This is a genomic window from Mycobacterium simulans, from assembly GCF_900232995.1.
Classification (GTDB): domain Bacteria; phylum Actinomycetota; class Actinomycetes; order Mycobacteriales; family Mycobacteriaceae; genus Mycobacterium; species Mycobacterium simulans.
In genome coordinates this window covers 3,083,529-3,099,484 of sequence record NZ_OCVX01000003.1, presented here as the reverse complement: position 1 = coordinate 3,099,484, position 15,956 = coordinate 3,083,529, and the positions used below count along the sequence as shown (strand labels likewise).

Genomic DNA, 15,956 nt, shown 5'->3' with positions numbered 1-15,956 from the left:
TCGACTGCTAGGCCTATTTTTACTATCTTAAGCATTGAAGGTCAACGCGGCTGCGCCGCGGCGCCGCGGCGCCGAGAGCGAAAGACACGACGGCCCATCGGCGTGTCTCGTCGTAGGATTCACAGTCGCCCAACGATGCGGCGCGATCCGGCTCAGTCGACGATCCGCAGCGCAGCCCGCGGGCATTGCTCCACCGCCGCGCGGACGTCGATCTCCCGGCCCGGCGGCACCGGGCCGTCGGCAATCTGCACCACGTCCTCGTCGCCCAACTCGAAAATGTCCGCGGCAATCGATTCGCAGAACCCGTTGGCCTCACACAGGTCGGGGTCCACTTTCACGCGCATCAGCTGCTCCTTCCTTCGCTGTATCGGTATACCCCCTTATCGGCGGTTGGCTTCCATGACCGCCATGTTGGGATCTGTTGCCGACACCTCGATGAGCTGGCAAGCGGCGACCCCCACCAAGCCAGCGCGTCATTTTCAAAGTCACGGATCTGTCGGTATCGCGCTGTATAGAGTGCTGGTCAGCTTCCGACGACCACAGGCGGGTGGGACAGCAGTGATCACCGGTGAACTCAAGAACAAGGTCGACCGCGTCTGGGACGCGTTCTGGTCCGGCGGCATCTCCAATCCGTTGGAGGTGATCGAGCAGATCACCTACCTGCTGTTCATCCGCCGCCTCGACGATCTGAACACGCTGGCGGAGAACAAGGCCCGGAAGGCCGGCACCAAGGAAGGCATCATCTTCCGGCCAGATCAGCAGCACCTGCGGTGGTCCAGGTTCAAACACGAAGAGCCCACGCTGATGCATAAGACCGTCGCCGACGAGGTGTTCCCGTTCTTGCGCACCCTCGGCGGCGACGGCTCGACGTATTCGGTGCACATGAAGGACGCCCGCTTCACTATTCCGACGCCGCAGCTGTTATCGCGCGTAGTGGACATGCTTGACGCCATCCCGATGGCCGACAGGGACACCAATGGCGACCTCTACGAATATTTGCTGTCGAAGATCGCCAGTGCCGGGGTCAACGGGCAGTTCCGCACGCCGCGGCACATCATCAAGCTCATGGTCGAGATGACGGCACCACGGCCGAGCGACGAGATCTGCGACCCGGCCTGCGGCACCGCGGGATTCCTCGTCGCCGCGGCCGAGTATGTCCGCGACCGTCACCCGAGCGTCATGACCGACGCCGAGCAGCGACGCCACTTCCACGCCAGCATGTTTCACGGCTACGACTTTGACTCCACCATGCTGCGCATCGGCAGCATGAACATGCTGCTGCACGGGGTCGAGTCGCCGGACATTCGCTACCGCGACTCGCTCTCGGAAGGCGCTAGTGAGGACGCCGAGAAGTACACGCTGATCCTCGCCAACCCGCCGTTCGCCGGCTCGCTTGACTACGAGTCGACCTCCAAGGATCTGCAGCGCGTCGTCAAGACCAAGAAGACCGAATTGCTGTTCCTGGCACTGTTTCTCAAGCTACTGAAGCCCGGCGGGCGCGCTGCGGTCATCGTGCCCGAGGGGGTGCTTTTCGGTTCGTCCAAGGCGCACAAGGATCTTCGCCGCATCCTTGTCGAGGATCAGAAGCTCGACGGCATCGTCAAGCTGCCGTCGGGTGTCTTCAAGCCGTACGCCGGTGTGTCAACCGCGATTATCTTGTTCACCAAGACGAATTCCGGTGGCACAGACTATGTTTGGTTCTACGACGTCCAGGCCGACGGGTTTTCACTCGACGACAAGCGCAATCCGATCGAGACCAATGACTTGCCGGATGTGCTGTCACGATGGGAGGCGCGGACGACTTCGGAGCGCAAACGAGCGCGCGCTGAACGGTCATTCTGTGTTCCTCAGGACGACATCGTCACCCAGAGCTATGACCTGTCGATCAATCGCTACAAAGACGTCGTCCACAACAAGATTGAACATCGTCCGCCGCTCGAGATCATCGCTGACATCGAGAAGCTGGAATGCGAGATTGCCCAGAGCCTTGCCGAACTGAGGGCGCTGCTGTCATGACTTGGCCGACCGCGGCACTTGAAGAGTTCTGCAGACCCAGGCAATGGCCCACTATCTCACAAAGCGACCTGACTCCGTCTGGTTATCCTGTGTACGGTGCGAATGGCCGAATCGGCTGGTATATATCCTATAACCACGAACGCGAAACCGTGCTTATAACCTGTCGCGGAGCGACATGCGGAACGATTAATGTTTGTCCTCCGCGGAGCTATGTCACCGGCAATGCGATGGCTCTCGACGATTTGGATGAATCCCGAGTAAACCTTCGGTTCTTAGTTCATGCTCTGACGCCAGACAGGCTTCAACGTGCGATCACAGGAACCGCCCAACCGCAGATTACTCGGGAAAGTCTGCGCGGCGTTGTCATTCCGCTGCCACCGCTCGACGAACAATGTCAGATCGCAGCAATCCTCGACGAGGCTGACTCGCTGCGCGTTAAACGACGCCGAATCCTCGATCACCTTAGCGACCTGAGCGATTCGTTCTTCGTGGACATGTTTGGTGACACCGGAGCAGAAGACCGTTTTGGGTCGGAACCTCTTGGTGAGTTGGTCGATTTCTACAGTGGCGGAACACCTTCGAAAAAGCAGTCAGATTGGTGGATGGGGCCCCTCCCTTGGTTTAGCCCAAAAGACCTCAAAACCCAAGACCTTTGGGATTCGATCGATCACTTATCTAGAGAAGTACTGAATTCGACGAGCTTGAAGCAGATTCCTGCAAACACCGTTGTGATTGTTGTTCGGGGAATGATTCTTGCACACACGGTTCCGATTGGGATGGTGCGCGTGCCGTGCACCATCAATCAGGACCTCAAGGCGCTTCTCCCTCGGGTTTCTATAGAGCCAACCTTTCTGCGGGCGGCTTTGAGTGTCCAGCACAATCGGATACTGGCATCGGTCAGCACGGCCGCCCACGGGACGAAGAGGCTTGAGACATCAGCCCTACGGAACGTCCGAATCCCACGCCCCGGGACTACCGCGGAGCAGGAATTTGCGTCTCGCATAACGGCGTTGAGCGTCGTCCAAAACCGAGAACTCCAAGCCATCGCTGAGAACCAAGTACTTTTCGCCTCCCTCCAATCCCGCGCATTCACCGGCCAGCTGTAAGCGAACGACGACGGGCGAGTAAGTCAAACTCTTCCTCGTGGACGGACAGCAGGCGGACTGACCACGGCCGAGATCAGGAACTGGACTGGCAAACCCTTAAGCCGGGTGATGTACGAAGTACTCGACGATGGCCCGTCGAATCAACTCCGACGCAGACGAACCCTCCGCCTCAGCGCGACGCACCAACTCTTCGCGAATCGGATCAGGCAACCGCACGGGTACTAGCGGCGTCTTGCCTTTCGCCGCACTCCTGCCTGGTGGCCGGCCCTTGCGCAGAAACGCAGGATTGACCTCAATGGAAAGCACCTCGTCTGCGGTCGGTGGATGCGCCTTGTAGTCAGCAGCCATCTCGGCGTATTCATCTTCAGTGAGTCGTCGCTTGCGGCTCATGGTTCATCCTTTCGTTGAAGTCGTTGCGGGCCATAATCGGGGTCGACCAGCCCATCCACACCGAGGGACTCAATAAGGCTGCGGCGCAGCATCATTGCGTGGAATGCCTCAGCCAGAACCGGATTGGAGAGGTCCGCAATCACCTCGATCCATGGCTGGTTAATCCCAGGCGGTCCGATGAACAGCACCGGCAGTGTCCCCGTGCGACGCGCCGCCAGACACAGGCGCAACGCCGGAAAGCCCACCAGCGTGCGAATCTCGGGATCGGTGATTTAGTGCTTTCGGGCGCTGCGCTGGATTTCGACCCGCATACCAAACGGTAATACCCTTTTGACATTAAAGGCAATACCTTTATTAAGGCGGCTGTAGCGTGCCGAGGACCCGTCTACGTGACCACCGCGATGGAGCCGCCGTTAAACGTGCATACCGGCCTCCCCTATTTACGTTTATGATCTTAAAGGTAAATAGATGCACGTATCGTGAACAGATAAGGCGATGGCGGAACTTCGCGAGCTGTACTGGGAGCCGACGCTCGGCCGTGGGCTGGTCGCCCGAGACCGGCGCGGCGGACGCTACGCCGCGTATATTCCGGACACGCTGTCCAACCGGCCGATCCAGATTCCCGCCGAGCTGTCGATTTCCGCTGCGTCGGTCGAACGCGAGATCCTTCGCCTGACGGATCAGCCCGGGGCAAAGAGCCTTGAGGGCATCTCGAGGTTCCTGCTCAGATCGGAGGCCATTGCCAGCTCGATGATCGAGGGCATCGCGCCATCACCCAAGCAGATTGCGATTGCTGAGCTCGCCCAGGACGAACGAATCCGCGGGTTCAGCGCACAAGCCGGCTTGGTGGCCAACAACATCACCGTGCTGCGGCGAGCAGCGGTGGAATTGGTGCAGGCTCCCGCAATCACGGTTAGGGACATCGTCTCCCTCCAGTCCAGCCTGCTTCCCGACGAAAAACATCACGGGCTCCGGACGGTGCAGAACTGGATCGGTGGTTCGAACTGGAATCCGCTTCACGCCGACTTTGTACCGCCGCCCGCCACGGCTGTTCCCGACCTCATGGATGACTTCGTCGAGTACCTGAACGGCTCGTCTCATGGTCCGCTGATTCAGGCAGGGCTGATCCATGCCCAATTCGAGACGATCCATCCCTTCACCGACGGCAATGGCCGGGTCGGCCGCGCGGTCATCCACACAGTGTTGGCCAGACGAGGGCTGGCGCCGCGGGCGATTCTGCCGGTGAGCCTGGTACTTGCCACGCTGCGCGACAGCTACGTCGAGGGGCTCACCGCGTTTCGGTATGTCGGCGATCCGCTCAGCGATTCGGCGGTCAATGGTGCAGCGACGTGGCTGGGGACCTTTGTGCGCGCCGCCGAGATCGCCGTGGAGCAGGCCGAGCGGCTGGCAGGTGAGATCGATGCGCTGCGTGAAGAGTGGAGAGGCCGACTGGCTGACTGGCGCATCGGAAACGGGATGCGCCCCGAGCCCCGAGCCGGCTCGGCGACGTCGAGAATTCTCGGAATGCTATCTGAGACACCCATGTTGACGACACGCACGGTTCAGCGCCTGCTCGACGTCTCTTTTCCACGCGCCCGGGACGCGCTCGACGAACTCGCTGACGCTGGCATCCTGTCGCGCAAAAGCGTCGACCGAGGTACCACCGGCTACCTGGCCGACGAGATCCTGGACCTTGTCGGCCTGGCCGAGCGGCGGTTGGCAAGCACGCGGTTCGACACCCGCGTGAGCAAGCCGATCCGGTCGGCACCGGCCTTGCCGGACCGCTGAATGTCGGTGCGCTGTGCGATCCTCATCGGCTCGCCGCAAGCGAGCGGACCCAAACCCACAGGCGGAGTGCGATGATGACCCAGACCGTATGCAGGAGGACTGGTGACGAATTTTGATTTCGTCCGCGCCATCCAATGGCGCGACATCCACGCCGACTGCGCACGCGCGGAAAGCTATGTCACCAGTGACCCGCGCTCGTCCTGTGTATACAGCCGGCGCGCGGTCGAGCACCTCGTCCGTCATCTGTATGACGTGCTGGCCCTGCCGATCCCGTACAAAGATGACCTGGCTGCCCGAATCAACGATGCCGCCTTCCGCGCTAAGACCGGCCAAGGGATTGCCCAGAAACTCAATCTGATTCGCAAACTTGGTAATACAGCGGTCCACGAGCAACGACCGATCCCGCCCAGAGCCGCACTTGACGCACTGAGAGAACTGCATCACGTCATGGTGTGGGCGGCGTTCCACTACTCGACGAATCCGAAGGCGGTTCCGCTCAGGGCACCATTCGACCCGCGACTGGCAGCCAAGGCGGCTCCTCTGACGCGTGAGGAGGTCGCCAAGCTCGCGGCCACGTTCAAGGCGCAGGACGAAGCGCACGCCAAGGCGCTGGCCGAGAAGGACGAACTTGCCGCCGCGAAAGACGCCGAGATCGCCAAGCTGCGTGAAGAAATCAAAAAGGCCCAGGCAGTCAACCGGCAAGTCGACGACCGCGACTACTCCGAAGCCGAAACCCGCGACCGGTTCATCGACGTTCTGCTCGCAGAGGCCGGCTGGCCGCTGGCCGACCCCAAAGACCGCGAATTCGAAGTCACCGGCATGCCTAACAACGACGGCATCGGCCACGTCGACTATGTGCTCTGGGGAGCCGACGAACTTCCGCTCGCGGTGGTCGAAGCCAAGCGGACCACGAAAAGCCCCCAATTAGGCCAGCAGCAGGCCATGCTGTACGCCGACTGCCTGGAGAGGATGACGGGCCAACGGCCAGTGATCTTCTACACCAACGGTTATGAGCATTGGCTGTGGGACGACGCCGCCGGCTACCCGCCACGGCCAGTGCAGGGCTTCTACACACGCGACGAGTTAGAACTGATGATCCGCCGCCGCCACGCCCGGCTTTCACTCACCGATACCCCGATCGACTCGGGCATCGTCGAACGGCACTACCAACATCGAGCGATCCGCGCGATCGACGACGCATTCACCAGAAAGCAGCGAGAAGCCTTGCTGGTCATGGCGACCGGCGCCGGCAAGACCCGCACCGCAATCGCGCTGGTGAAGCAGCTGATGGAGGCGAACTGGGTCAAGCGAGTGCTGTTTCTCGCCGACCGGACCGCACTAGTCACCCAGGCCGTCAACGCATTCAAGCAGCACTATCAATCGGCCACCACCGTCAACCTGGTGACCGAAAAGATCACGGACGGCAGGGTTTACGTGTCGACATACCCGACGATGATGAACCTCGTCAACGAGACCGACGAAGGCTTGCGGAAGTTCGGCCCCGGCTATTTCGACCTGGTCGTGATCGACGAGGCGCACCGGTCGGTGTACCACAAGTACCGCGCGATCTTCGAGTGGTTCGACTCGCTGTTGATCGGTCTCACCGCCACACCCAAAGATGAAGTCGACCACAACACCTACCGGCTCTTCCACCTCGAAGACGGCATCCCGACCGATGCCTACAGCCTCGATGAGGCCGTCCTGGAAGGCTTTCTCGTCCCACCCGTCGGGGTGTCCGTCGGCACTAAGTTTCTGCGACAGGGCATCCGTTACGACGACCTGAGTGAAGAGGAAAAAGACGAATGGGACTCGCTGGACTGGGGTGAGGACGGCGATGTGCCCGACGCCGTGTCGTCAGAGGAACTCAACAAGTTCCTGTTCAATGAGGACACCGTCGATAAGGTCCTGGCCACTCTCATGCAAAAGGGGTACAAGGTTGCCGACGGAGACCGGCTGGGCAAGACCATTATCTTCGCCAAGAACAAAGACCACGCCGAGTTCATCCAACAGCGATTCGACATCCAATATCCCCAGTATGCAGGACGTTTCGCGCGCGTCATCGTCCATGGCATGAGCTACGCACAGAGCCTAATCGACGACTTCTCCATTGCCGACAAGCCGCCCCACATCGCGGTCTCGGTCGACATGCTCGACACGGGCATCGATGTGCCCGAGGTCGTAAATCTGGTGTTCTTCAAGCTAGTTCGCTCCAAGAGCAAGTTCTGGCAGATGATTGGCCGCGGCACCCGCCTGTGTCCCAATCTCTTTGGACCGGGCCAGGACAAGAAGAACTTCTACGTCTTCGACTTCTGCGGCAACCTGGAATACTTCAGCCAGGACCTGCCCGGCTCGGAAGGCTCAATTCAGAAGTCGTTGAATCAGCGACTCTTCGAAACGCGATTGGGCTTGATCACGACGCTGGATTTAGTTGTACCGCAAGGAGAATCGGAGTCGCCGCAAGGACAAGGTAGTGAATCGGAGCGGGGCCTGCGCGTCGACACTGCGTGGACATTGCACGAGACCGTCGTCGGCATGAACCCGGACAATTTCTTGGTTCGGCCACATCGCAAATGGGTTGAGGAATACGCCCACTGGCCCGCCTGGTCGTCACTGACCGCAGAGGCGGCAAGTGACGTCGCCGAACACCTCGCCGGGTTGCCGTCGGCCAATATCGACGACGACGAGGACGCCAAGCGTTTCGACCTGTTGGTCCTGCGCCGCCAGCTCGCCCAGCTCGAAGGCGATGCCCTGGCGGCGGAACGACTCCGCGAGCAAATCCAAGCCATCGCGTCCGGTCTGCTCAACCAGGCCAGCATCCCGTCCGTCGCCGAACGGCAGGCCCTGCTCGACGAGGTAGCCGGCGACGAATGGTGGGTCGATGTGACGTTGCCGATGTTGGAATTAGCGCGCCGACGGCTGCGCGGCCTGCTGAGGTTCCTGGAGAAGACCAAGAAAGCCGCCGTCTACACCGATTTCGAAGACGAGCTGAGCGAAGCGACATTGGTCGATTTGCCGGGCATCACCCCCGGAACCAACTGGGAGCGCTTCCGCGCCAAAGCCGCCGCATACCTCAAGCAGCATGAGGACCACGTCGCGTTGCAGCGGCTGCGCCGAAACAAGCCGCTAACCCCTGATGACCTCCAGGAATTGGAGCAGATGCTTATCGACAGCGGTGCGGGCGGACCCGCCGACATCGCCCAGGCCGAAGAGCAATCCCATGGCCTCGGTTTGTTCATCCGCTCGTTGGTCGGGCTGGACCGGCAGGCCGCCGTCGATTCGTTCGGCGGCTACCTGGACGGCACGAAGTTCACGGTCGATCAGATACGGTTCGTCAACCTGATTGTAGAAGAACTCACCTACAACGGGGTGGTGGATCCGGCACGTCTCTATGAGTCTCCCTATACCGACCATGCGCCCACCGGACCGGACGCCATCTTTCCGGATGCGGACGTGGAGAGCATTGTCGACATCCTGCGCACTATAAAGGCCAACGCAACCACAACGAGCGTCACCGCCTGACCCCTCGCCGAACGTGGGCCTTATGGACGAAAAGTCTTCGGAACGCGTGCAAATCCCCCACATTCGACAAGCCCCTGCGACTCAGAACACTGGGCCGCTTCTATAGCCCCTGAGGACGGGTCCCGATCACCCCGCTGGCGGCGAGGCTCGCAAGTTCCTCCTCGGTCAGCCCGCACCTTTCGCGCAGTACTTCTTCATTGTGCTCCCCCAGCGTCGGCGGCGGGCGTAGCAGCCATTCGCGCTGACCGGCGAGCAGGGCAAACGGCGGTGTCGGATATAGGCCGGGGCCGGTCCGTGGATGGTTCAGCGACTCGAAAAACCCCCGCGCGCGCAGCTGTGGGTTGTCGGTCACCAGCGAAGGTGATACGACGGGCGCGGCCGGAATCCCGACGGTCGCCAGCCGCTCCACCGTCGACGCGAGATCTCGGCTGGCGAACCAATCGCAGAGGATGCCGTCGATCTCGTCGGCCCGCTGTCGTGCTTCGGCCATCGTTGCCGGCAGCCGGGATTCCATGCCGATCACCTCAACCAGCGCCCGCCACTGCTGGTCGTCACACACGCTCACCGCGATCCAGTCGTCCGGACCAGCACATCGATAGATGTTCTGCAGGGCCCCGCCGTGACCGCGGTTGCCGCGCCGGCTCAGGGTTTTCCCGAAGACCTCGGTCTCGATCGGCTGAATTGCGGTGGTGTTCAGCACCGCTTCGACCATCGGCAGCTCGACTTGCTGGCCCGATCCGGTGCGTTCGGCAAAGTTCAGCGCGGCCAGCACCGCAAAGGCGGCGTGCACGCCGGCCAGCGGATCACACGCGCCACGCGGCGTCACCGGCGGTGTCTCCGGCAGCCCGGTCACCCAGGCCAGTCCGCCGACCTGCTCCATGGTGGGTGCGAATGCGACCCGCTCGCGCCACGGCCCTTCCAGCCCGAATGCCGGCATCCGGGCAACGACAAGTTTGGGGTTGGCCTGCAGCAGTACGTCGGCGGTGAGCCCGAAGTGATCCATCACCCGCGGCGAGAAGTTCTCGATGACGACATCGGCGCCGGCGGCCAGACCCAGGAAGAGGCGACGTCCCTCGTCCGAGCCCAAATCCAGTGTTACCGAACGCTTGTTGGTGTTCATCGCGTGGAACACCCAGCCGTATTCCCACCAGTCGTCCACGTCGGTGCGCATGCCGCCGGAGTACCGAATGCCGTCGGGGCGCTGGATCGACTCCACCTTGACGACGTCGGCGCCGAACGCGGCCAGCAGGTGAGTGGCGGCCGGCCCAGCCCAGAATGCGGTCAGATCGACGATTCGAACACCTTGTAGCGGCAATCCCTGCGGCGCAAGCTGAGAGTCAGGTTCCGTTGTACCCCAACATAGCTCGTCGCTATCCGTACCCAAGGCAGCGCGCAACGGTGCAGGCTCGCACCGCGACATCAACCACGGCGGACGCGGCTGATGAAACCCGGCGGGATTGCGGACAAACACCCCGCGTTCGGTCATGTAGTCCATGTCGCGGATCGTGGCGCCATTACCCAACGCCGCAATCGGCAGCCGAAACAGTTGCCCCAGCGCGACGATCTCGTCAACCGTCCGTCCGGCCATCCACGGACCGATCAGCTCGCGGATCAGGTCGCGGTACTCCCACCGGCCGATCTGAAATCGCAGCTGCGGGATCTCCTCCAGCTGCGGGCATTCCACCATCGCGGCGAAGTCAAGCCACTGCTGACCGGTGACCATCGTGATCCCGACGTAGCCGTCCTTGGCCGGTTCGATCGACGGCACTTCGAGCGTGCGACGGACCGGAGGAACCCGCAGCAATTGCGAATGCAGCCATTCGCTGCTCTGCATCAGCGTTATCGCCTCGAACATCGACAGGTCGAGATGCTCACCCGGGCCGCCGTGCTGTACGCGGCGGCGCACGGCCAGCGCCCCGAACGCGGCGAACACGCCACCCATGTACTCCCCTAGATCGCCGCCGATCGAGATCGGCGGCCCGGCGGGGTCACCCCGAAAGCCCGTGCAGCCGGACCACGACTGCAGCGTGAACTCGGTGGCCGCGCGATCGGCGAACGGACCGCTCCAGCCGAAGTCGGAGATGGTGACGATGACCGCCCGTGGATTGTCCGCCAGCAGCCGCTCCGGATCTATGCCCAGCTCCAACGCCCGTGCTCGGCCGGCGGAAACCACAACGACGTCGGCGGCGGCAACTTCGGCACGGTACTGATCGGAATGAGGCGTCAGACTCAGGCCGCTTTTGCCTGCGTTCAGATAGCTGAACAACGGGCCATTGGCACCAGCAGCGACCGGCGAACAGGTAGCCGAGTACCGCCGCAATGGATCTCCTTGCGGCGGTTCGATTTTGCGTACCTGCGCGCCTGCGTCGATCAATAGCTTCCCGCAGTAGCTGCCGGCTATGCGGTCGCTGATCTCGACGACACGCAATTCGTCCAACGGTGTCGGCCGGCGATCTGCCTCGCGACTCACGCGGCTATTTATACCATTACTGCTAAAATAGCTAAGCCAGTCGAGTAGCGAGGAACGGATGACCGCCCTGGGAATTGGACCCGATGCCCGTCGCCGGTTGTCGGCGCCGAGGATCGCCGAAATCGTAGCCGATGAGTTGCGCCGCCAGATCATCGACGGCGAACTTGCCGACGGCGATCTGCTGCCGCGCCAGGAAGTGCTCGTCGAACAGTTCAATGTCAGCCTGGTCTCGCTGCGGGAAGCACTGCGGATATTGGAGACCGAGGGCTTGGTTTCCGTCCGCAGGGGAAACCGCGGCGGCGCCGTTGTGCACGCGCCCGCCAAGACCAGCGCCGCCTACATGCTCGGCCTGCTTTTGCAGAGCAAGTCCGTCGCAGTCGCCGACCTTGGCATGGCATTGCAGGAACTCGAGCCTGCGTGTGCGGCGCTGGCGGCCCAACGGGCCGACCGCGCCGACACCTTGGTGCCGGAGCTCAAGCAGATCAACGACGCCATGTCTGAGCATCTCGACGACGGTCGGCAGTTCACCGAAATCGGCCGCCAATTCCACGATCTCATCGTTCGCGGCTGCGGAAATCACACGATCATCGCAGTTGTCGGCAGCTTGGAAACGCTGTGGACCAGCCATGAACGACAGTGGGCCGACGAGAGCGCGGCGCGCGGTACCTATCCCTCGCTCGCCAAGCGCCGTGCTGTGCTCAACACCCACATCAAGTTGACCGAAACGATCGCCGAGGGTGACGTCGACCGGGCCCGGCGCCTCGCGGCCCGCCACCTCGCCGATACGCAGACCTATGTGTTATCCGGACGACCCGAACAACGGATCTATGCGCTTTCCCCGCAAGCGTTGTCACGCCCGCGGGATATGCGCCGCCCATAAACGGAAGCCGTTAAGGCCGTGAGAACCGCACTGGTCACCGGCGGGAGCGGTGGAATCGGAAAAGCGTGCGCTGCCAAGCTGTGTGAACTGCGCTACGACGTAGTGCTGGTGGCCCGGCGCGAGGCGCCCCTGCAGGCGGCAGCCCGCGAGATGGGAGCGCGCTACATCGTGGCTGACGCGTCCGATCCAATCGGATTCTCCGCCGCGATAAGCCAACTCGAGACAATCGACCTTGTCGTTCACGCGGCCGGCGCACTTGGCGGAACTTACGCTCGCAAGCAGACTTTCGAGCAGTGGCGGACGATAATCTCGGCCAACCTGGATTCCTGCTTCGTCGTAACGTCCGCGGTGCTGCCGCGGATGCGCGCGGGCTCGAGGGTGGTGTTCATTTCATCGTCGGCAGCTCACGAACCGATGATGGCGCGGACGGCCTACTCCGCATCCAAAGCCGGGATGAACGCGTTCGCCCGCGCGTTGGCGCTCGAAGTCGACCGCGACGGTATCAGTGTCCACCTCGTGACACCGGGGCCGGTGGAAACCGAGATGCTACAAGACGTTCCGTTCGAGATGTACGCGATTCAAGTGTCCGACATCGCCAATGCGGTCGCCTGGCTGGACACCGTCGGCCCGTCGGTCGATCTGCCGGAGATCCGGCTGAGCGCTGTGCGGCGCGGTCCTTTCGCTCGCCCGCCCGTTGTCCCGACCGAGGCACGCCGACGCGCTAAGGCGCAGCGTTCGGGAACGCCTTGATCACCGATTCACCGAATTCGGCAAGAGAATCCGGCACGGCGAAATCGGCGAACCACACGTAGAAACGCTCCACCCGCTGAGCCGCCAGGCCGGCGAAGTGTGCGATCAATTGACCGGCATCACCGCATACCAGCCCCGGTCCTAGATGACCGAATCGCCGGGTGCTCACCTCGTGCACGGCGGCCGGATCGCTGCCCGACCGGACGAAGCCCACCATCTGCTGCACCGATATCCGCGCCGAGCCCACTGTCGGGGCCAATCGAGACAGCCTATCAATGTGATTCGACTGCAGATTCCACCAATCTGCGTATTTGCGAACGAGTTCCATCATCCGGGGACCGCTACCGCCCAGGATCAGGGGTATCGGATGGGCCGGTCTGGGACTTTGAGCCTTCTCTCCGTCCGCCCAGTACTGCGCGATCAGCTCCAGGTGGCGTTCGAGCTGCTCAACCCGGGCCACCGGATCCTGCTCGCCCACGTCGAATCTGGCGAATTCCGCGGGCCAGGATCCCGAGCCGAGACCGAGCTCGAACCTGCCGTCCGATGCCGCAGACAGAGTCACGGCCTGTTTCGCAAGCACCGCGGGATGCCGGAATGCATCGCAAAGCACGAGATGGCCAACCTGCAATCGCTGCGTGTTGGCTGCAACCCAAGTGGCAATGCTCATTGCCTCCCAGATGTTTTCGTTGGGCTGTCCAGGTGCCTCAAGGTGATCGATGAACGCGATCCCGTCAAACCCGCTGGCCTCGGCATGCCGCGCCCGGTCCACGATATCGGCTACCGGCAACCGCACCTGCGGCAAAAACAGAAACCACTCGACCATGCGTCCTCCGATTGCAACAGAGTCGCTAGTTTACTATTTTTATTATGTTAGGGGTCTTATGGATGTCGGTCTAACTTCGGAGCAGCTGGCGCTGCGTGACACCGTGCGCGACATCCTGCGTACCGAGTGCCCGCCCGATGTCGCCCGCGAGGCACTGACCGACCCGGAGCGCTGGCGCACCCTGTGGAAGACGGTCGTCGACCTGGGCTGGACGGAACTCGCGGCATCTGACGCCGACGATTACGGCCCGCTCGAGCTGGCGGTGGTTCTCGAGGAATGCGGTGCCGCCCTAGCGCCTATCCCGTTGCTGAGCAGCATCGGTCTGGCCGCAAGCGTGTTGCGGGCATGCGGCCCGAATTTCGACGCGGTTCTCGCCGACATCGCGACCGGTGTGGTCGCCACGCTGGCCGTGCACTGCCCGGGGCAGCGGTTGCCCGGGCCACCGATGACGCTGCAGGATGGGCGCTTACGCGGGCGTGCGGTGGCGGTCCCGAACCTGACTCGTGCCTACTTGGTCGTCACGCTGGCCACCTCCGACGAAGGTCCGATAGCCGCTGTAGCGCGCGTCGGCGACGGCACGACCACGCTCGCGGGCGAGTCCATCGATCCCGCACAACCCATCGCCGATATTGAGATCGACACCGAACCCGTCGCGATCGCAGCCGTGGAAACCGTCGAAGCGGTCTTGGCAGCACCGCTCATCGCCGCCGCCGCCGACCTCGTCGGCGTGGCGAGCGCCGTCCTGCAGCGATCCGTCGAGCATGCAAAGACGCGACATCAATTCGGCAAGCCGATCGGCGCGTTCCAGGCAATCAAGCATGCGCTGGCGGACAACTACGTCAGCGTGGAGCGTGCCCGGAGCCTCACCTACGCGGCGGCCGCCGATCCACGCGGCAACTGGATCGCCGCGGCGCTCGCCAAGGCAGCAGCGGCCGACGCCGCCGTCGGCTGTGCGCGCACCGCAGTCCAGGTACACGGTGCGCTCGCGCAGACCTGGGAACACGATGCCCACCTCTATATCCGACATGCCTGGCAGGGTGCTGCCCTGCTGGGCGACAGTCGGGCGCTGTACCACGCAGTGGGCGCCCGCTTCGCCGGAGGCGCCGCATGACTGCCCACAAAACGGCACAAGTCGAGGAGTACGGCGCCTGGTTGACGGAGTTTCTGCCAAGCGACTACTACGAGCACTATCGCCAGTACCGTTGGGATATCCCGCTGCGGCGGGACTATCAGCGGGCCGCCTTCGAAGCGGGCTGGTTACAGCCCTCCTGGCCCCGCCAGCACGGCGGTCGATCACTGGGCCTGCGGGACGCAATGGAGATCCGTCTCGAGGCAGCGATGCGCTCCGCGCCCAAGCTGCCCAACATCGCCGGTCCCAACGTTGTTGCCCCCGGCATTCGGCGGTTCGGCACCCCTGAGCAGATCGACCGCCTCCTGGTACCCCTGCTGCGCGGCGACGAATGGTGGGCGCTGGGCATGTCCGAGCCGGAGGCCGGATCGGACTTCGCCGGTCTGCGCACCCGCGCCAAGCGCGACGGCAACATTTACCGGGTCAAGGGCAGGAAGATCTGGACCACCCAGGCCCACGAGTCGCGCTGGTGCACGTTATATGCCCGCACCGACCCGAATGCGCCGAAACACCGCGGCATCTCCTGCCTCATCCTCGACCTGCACTCTCCCGGCGTCAGGATCGAACCCATCCGGATGGCATCCATATCCGACGAGACGTTCTGCGAGGTCTTTCTCGACGACGTCGAGGTGCCGGTGGAGAATCTGTTGGGCCCACTAAACGGCGGCTGGAGCGTTGCGCTGTCGTCGTTACACCATGAGCGCCAGATGATCTGGATCATGAACTGGGTGGAGATCAAACGCGCACTCGACTCGATCCGGGGCACCCAAGACGAAGACATCTACACCGAACTCGGCTCGCTGCTCGCCGATGCCGAGGCGCTGCGGGCCACCGGATACCGCGCCCTGGACAATGAACTCGCCGGGCGACCCAGCCCGGAGGCAGATATCATGAAGCTTCTTGGATCGGTTACGTTGCAACGTGTTTGGGAACTTCGCGCGGCGTCAGGGGGGCCAGGGTCGGCCGGGGATCCCGATCTGCTCTTCGAACGACAAGATGCACTGGCGGCGACCATCTACGGCGGAACCTCCGAAGTCCAGCGAAACATCATCGCCGAGCGGCTGCTCGGGCTGCCGAAGGGATGA

At 62.7% G+C, this 15,956-nt stretch carries 13 protein-coding genes and 1 pseudogene; 9 read left to right on the top strand and 5 right to left on the bottom strand.

From position 1 onward, the window contains the following. Positions 1-152: 152 nt before the first annotated feature. Complete coding sequence (locus MSIMFI_RS14840) at positions 153-344, bottom strand: ferredoxin (RefSeq protein WP_186243974.1); 192 nt, start codon at positions 342-344, stop codon at positions 153-155. Between the two features lie 214 nt (positions 345-558). Between MSIMFI_RS14840 and MSIMFI_RS14835 the strand changes: the two genes are divergently transcribed. Both MSIMFI_RS14835 and MSIMFI_RS14830 read left to right on the top strand, forming a co-directional pair. Continuing rightward, complete coding sequence (locus MSIMFI_RS14835) at positions 559-2,016, top strand: type I restriction-modification system subunit M (protein ID WP_191498201.1); 1,458 nt, start codon at positions 559-561, stop codon at positions 2,014-2,016. Further along, on the top strand, positions 1,968-3,122 hold the full coding sequence (locus MSIMFI_RS14830) for a restriction endonuclease subunit S (RefSeq protein WP_318187393.1): 1,155 nt from the start codon (positions 1,968-1,970) through the stop codon (positions 3,120-3,122). Before MSIMFI_RS14835 ends, MSIMFI_RS14830 begins: the two co-directional genes overlap by 49 nt. Positions 3,123-3,218: 96 nt before the next feature. Here MSIMFI_RS14830 and MSIMFI_RS14825 read toward each other — a convergent pair whose 3' ends face one another. Both MSIMFI_RS14825 and MSIMFI_RS14820 read right to left on the bottom strand, forming a co-directional pair. Further along, positions 3,219-3,512 carry a ribbon-helix-helix domain-containing protein gene (locus tag MSIMFI_RS14825; RefSeq protein WP_191497767.1) on the bottom strand — a complete coding sequence of 98 codons (294 nt, stop codon included), beginning with the start codon at positions 3,510-3,512 and terminating at the stop codon, positions 3,219-3,221. Then, on the bottom strand, positions 3,509-3,757 hold the full coding sequence (locus tag MSIMFI_RS14820; protein WP_191497766.1) for a hypothetical protein: 249 nt from the start codon (positions 3,755-3,757) through the stop codon (positions 3,509-3,511). The genes MSIMFI_RS14825 and MSIMFI_RS14820 overlap by 4 nt, the downstream gene beginning before the upstream one ends. 250 nt (positions 3,758-4,007) lie before the next feature. Between MSIMFI_RS14820 and MSIMFI_RS14815 the strand changes: the two genes are divergently transcribed. Both MSIMFI_RS14815 and MSIMFI_RS14810 read left to right on the top strand, forming a co-directional pair. After that, positions 4,008-5,300: a Fic family protein gene (locus tag MSIMFI_RS14815; RefSeq protein WP_191497765.1), complete on the top strand. Its 1,293-nt coding sequence runs from the start codon at positions 4,008-4,010 to the stop codon at positions 5,298-5,300. A gap of 102 nt (positions 5,301-5,402) precedes the next feature. Beyond that, positions 5,403-8,819 (top strand): DEAD/DEAH box helicase family protein, encoded by a 3,417-nt coding sequence (locus MSIMFI_RS14810; protein WP_191497764.1) that lies wholly within the window; start codon positions 5,403-5,405, stop codon positions 8,817-8,819. 100 nt (positions 8,820-8,919) lie between these two features. On the opposite strand, the gene MSIMFI_RS14805 is transcribed toward MSIMFI_RS14810, so the two are convergent. After that, positions 8,920-11,289 (bottom strand): CaiB/BaiF CoA-transferase family protein, encoded by a 2,370-nt coding sequence (locus MSIMFI_RS14805; RefSeq protein ID WP_224770193.1) that lies wholly within the window; start codon positions 11,287-11,289, stop codon positions 8,920-8,922. Positions 11,290-11,347: 58 nt separating this feature from the next. On the opposite strand from MSIMFI_RS14805, the gene MSIMFI_RS14800 reads away from it, so the two are divergent. Together MSIMFI_RS14800 and MSIMFI_RS14795 are read left to right on the top strand one after the other, a co-directional pair. After that, positions 11,348-12,169: a FadR/GntR family transcriptional regulator gene (locus MSIMFI_RS14800; RefSeq protein WP_191497762.1), complete on the top strand. Its 822-nt coding sequence runs from the start codon at positions 11,348-11,350 to the stop codon at positions 12,167-12,169. A gap of 18 nt (positions 12,170-12,187) precedes the next feature. Continuing rightward, a complete protein-coding gene (locus MSIMFI_RS14795; RefSeq protein WP_191497761.1) occupies positions 12,188-12,919 on the top strand; it encodes an SDR family oxidoreductase in 732 nt (243 codons plus the stop codon). Here the strand turns inward: MSIMFI_RS14795 and MSIMFI_RS14790 are convergent. Continuing rightward, complete coding sequence (locus tag MSIMFI_RS14790; RefSeq protein ID WP_191497760.1) at positions 12,891-13,742, bottom strand: LLM class flavin-dependent oxidoreductase; 852 nt, start codon at positions 13,740-13,742, stop codon at positions 12,891-12,893. The genes MSIMFI_RS14795 and MSIMFI_RS14790 overlap by 29 nt on opposite strands. Positions 13,743-13,800: 58 nt before the next feature. On the opposite strand from MSIMFI_RS14790, the gene MSIMFI_RS14785 reads away from it, so the two are divergent. The 3 genes and pseudogenes from MSIMFI_RS14785 (at position 13,801) to MSIMFI_RS30010 (ending at position 15,956) form a co-directional block, all read left to right on the top strand. After that, positions 13,801-14,853, top strand: coding sequence for an acyl-CoA dehydrogenase family protein (locus MSIMFI_RS14785; protein ID WP_191497759.1), 1,053 nt, complete (start codon positions 13,801-13,803; stop codon positions 14,851-14,853). Further along, positions 14,850-15,485 (top strand): annotated as a pseudogene (locus tag MSIMFI_RS30015) (acyl-CoA dehydrogenase family protein); the annotation flags it as partial. The gene MSIMFI_RS14785 and the pseudogene MSIMFI_RS30015, both read left to right, overlap by 4 nt. Positions 15,486-15,500: 15 nt before the next feature. Further along, the gene (locus tag MSIMFI_RS30010) at positions 15,501-15,956 is read left to right on the top strand and encodes an acyl-CoA dehydrogenase family protein (protein ID WP_449870771.1); all 456 of its coding nucleotides are present in this window, start codon (positions 15,501-15,503) and stop codon (positions 15,954-15,956) included.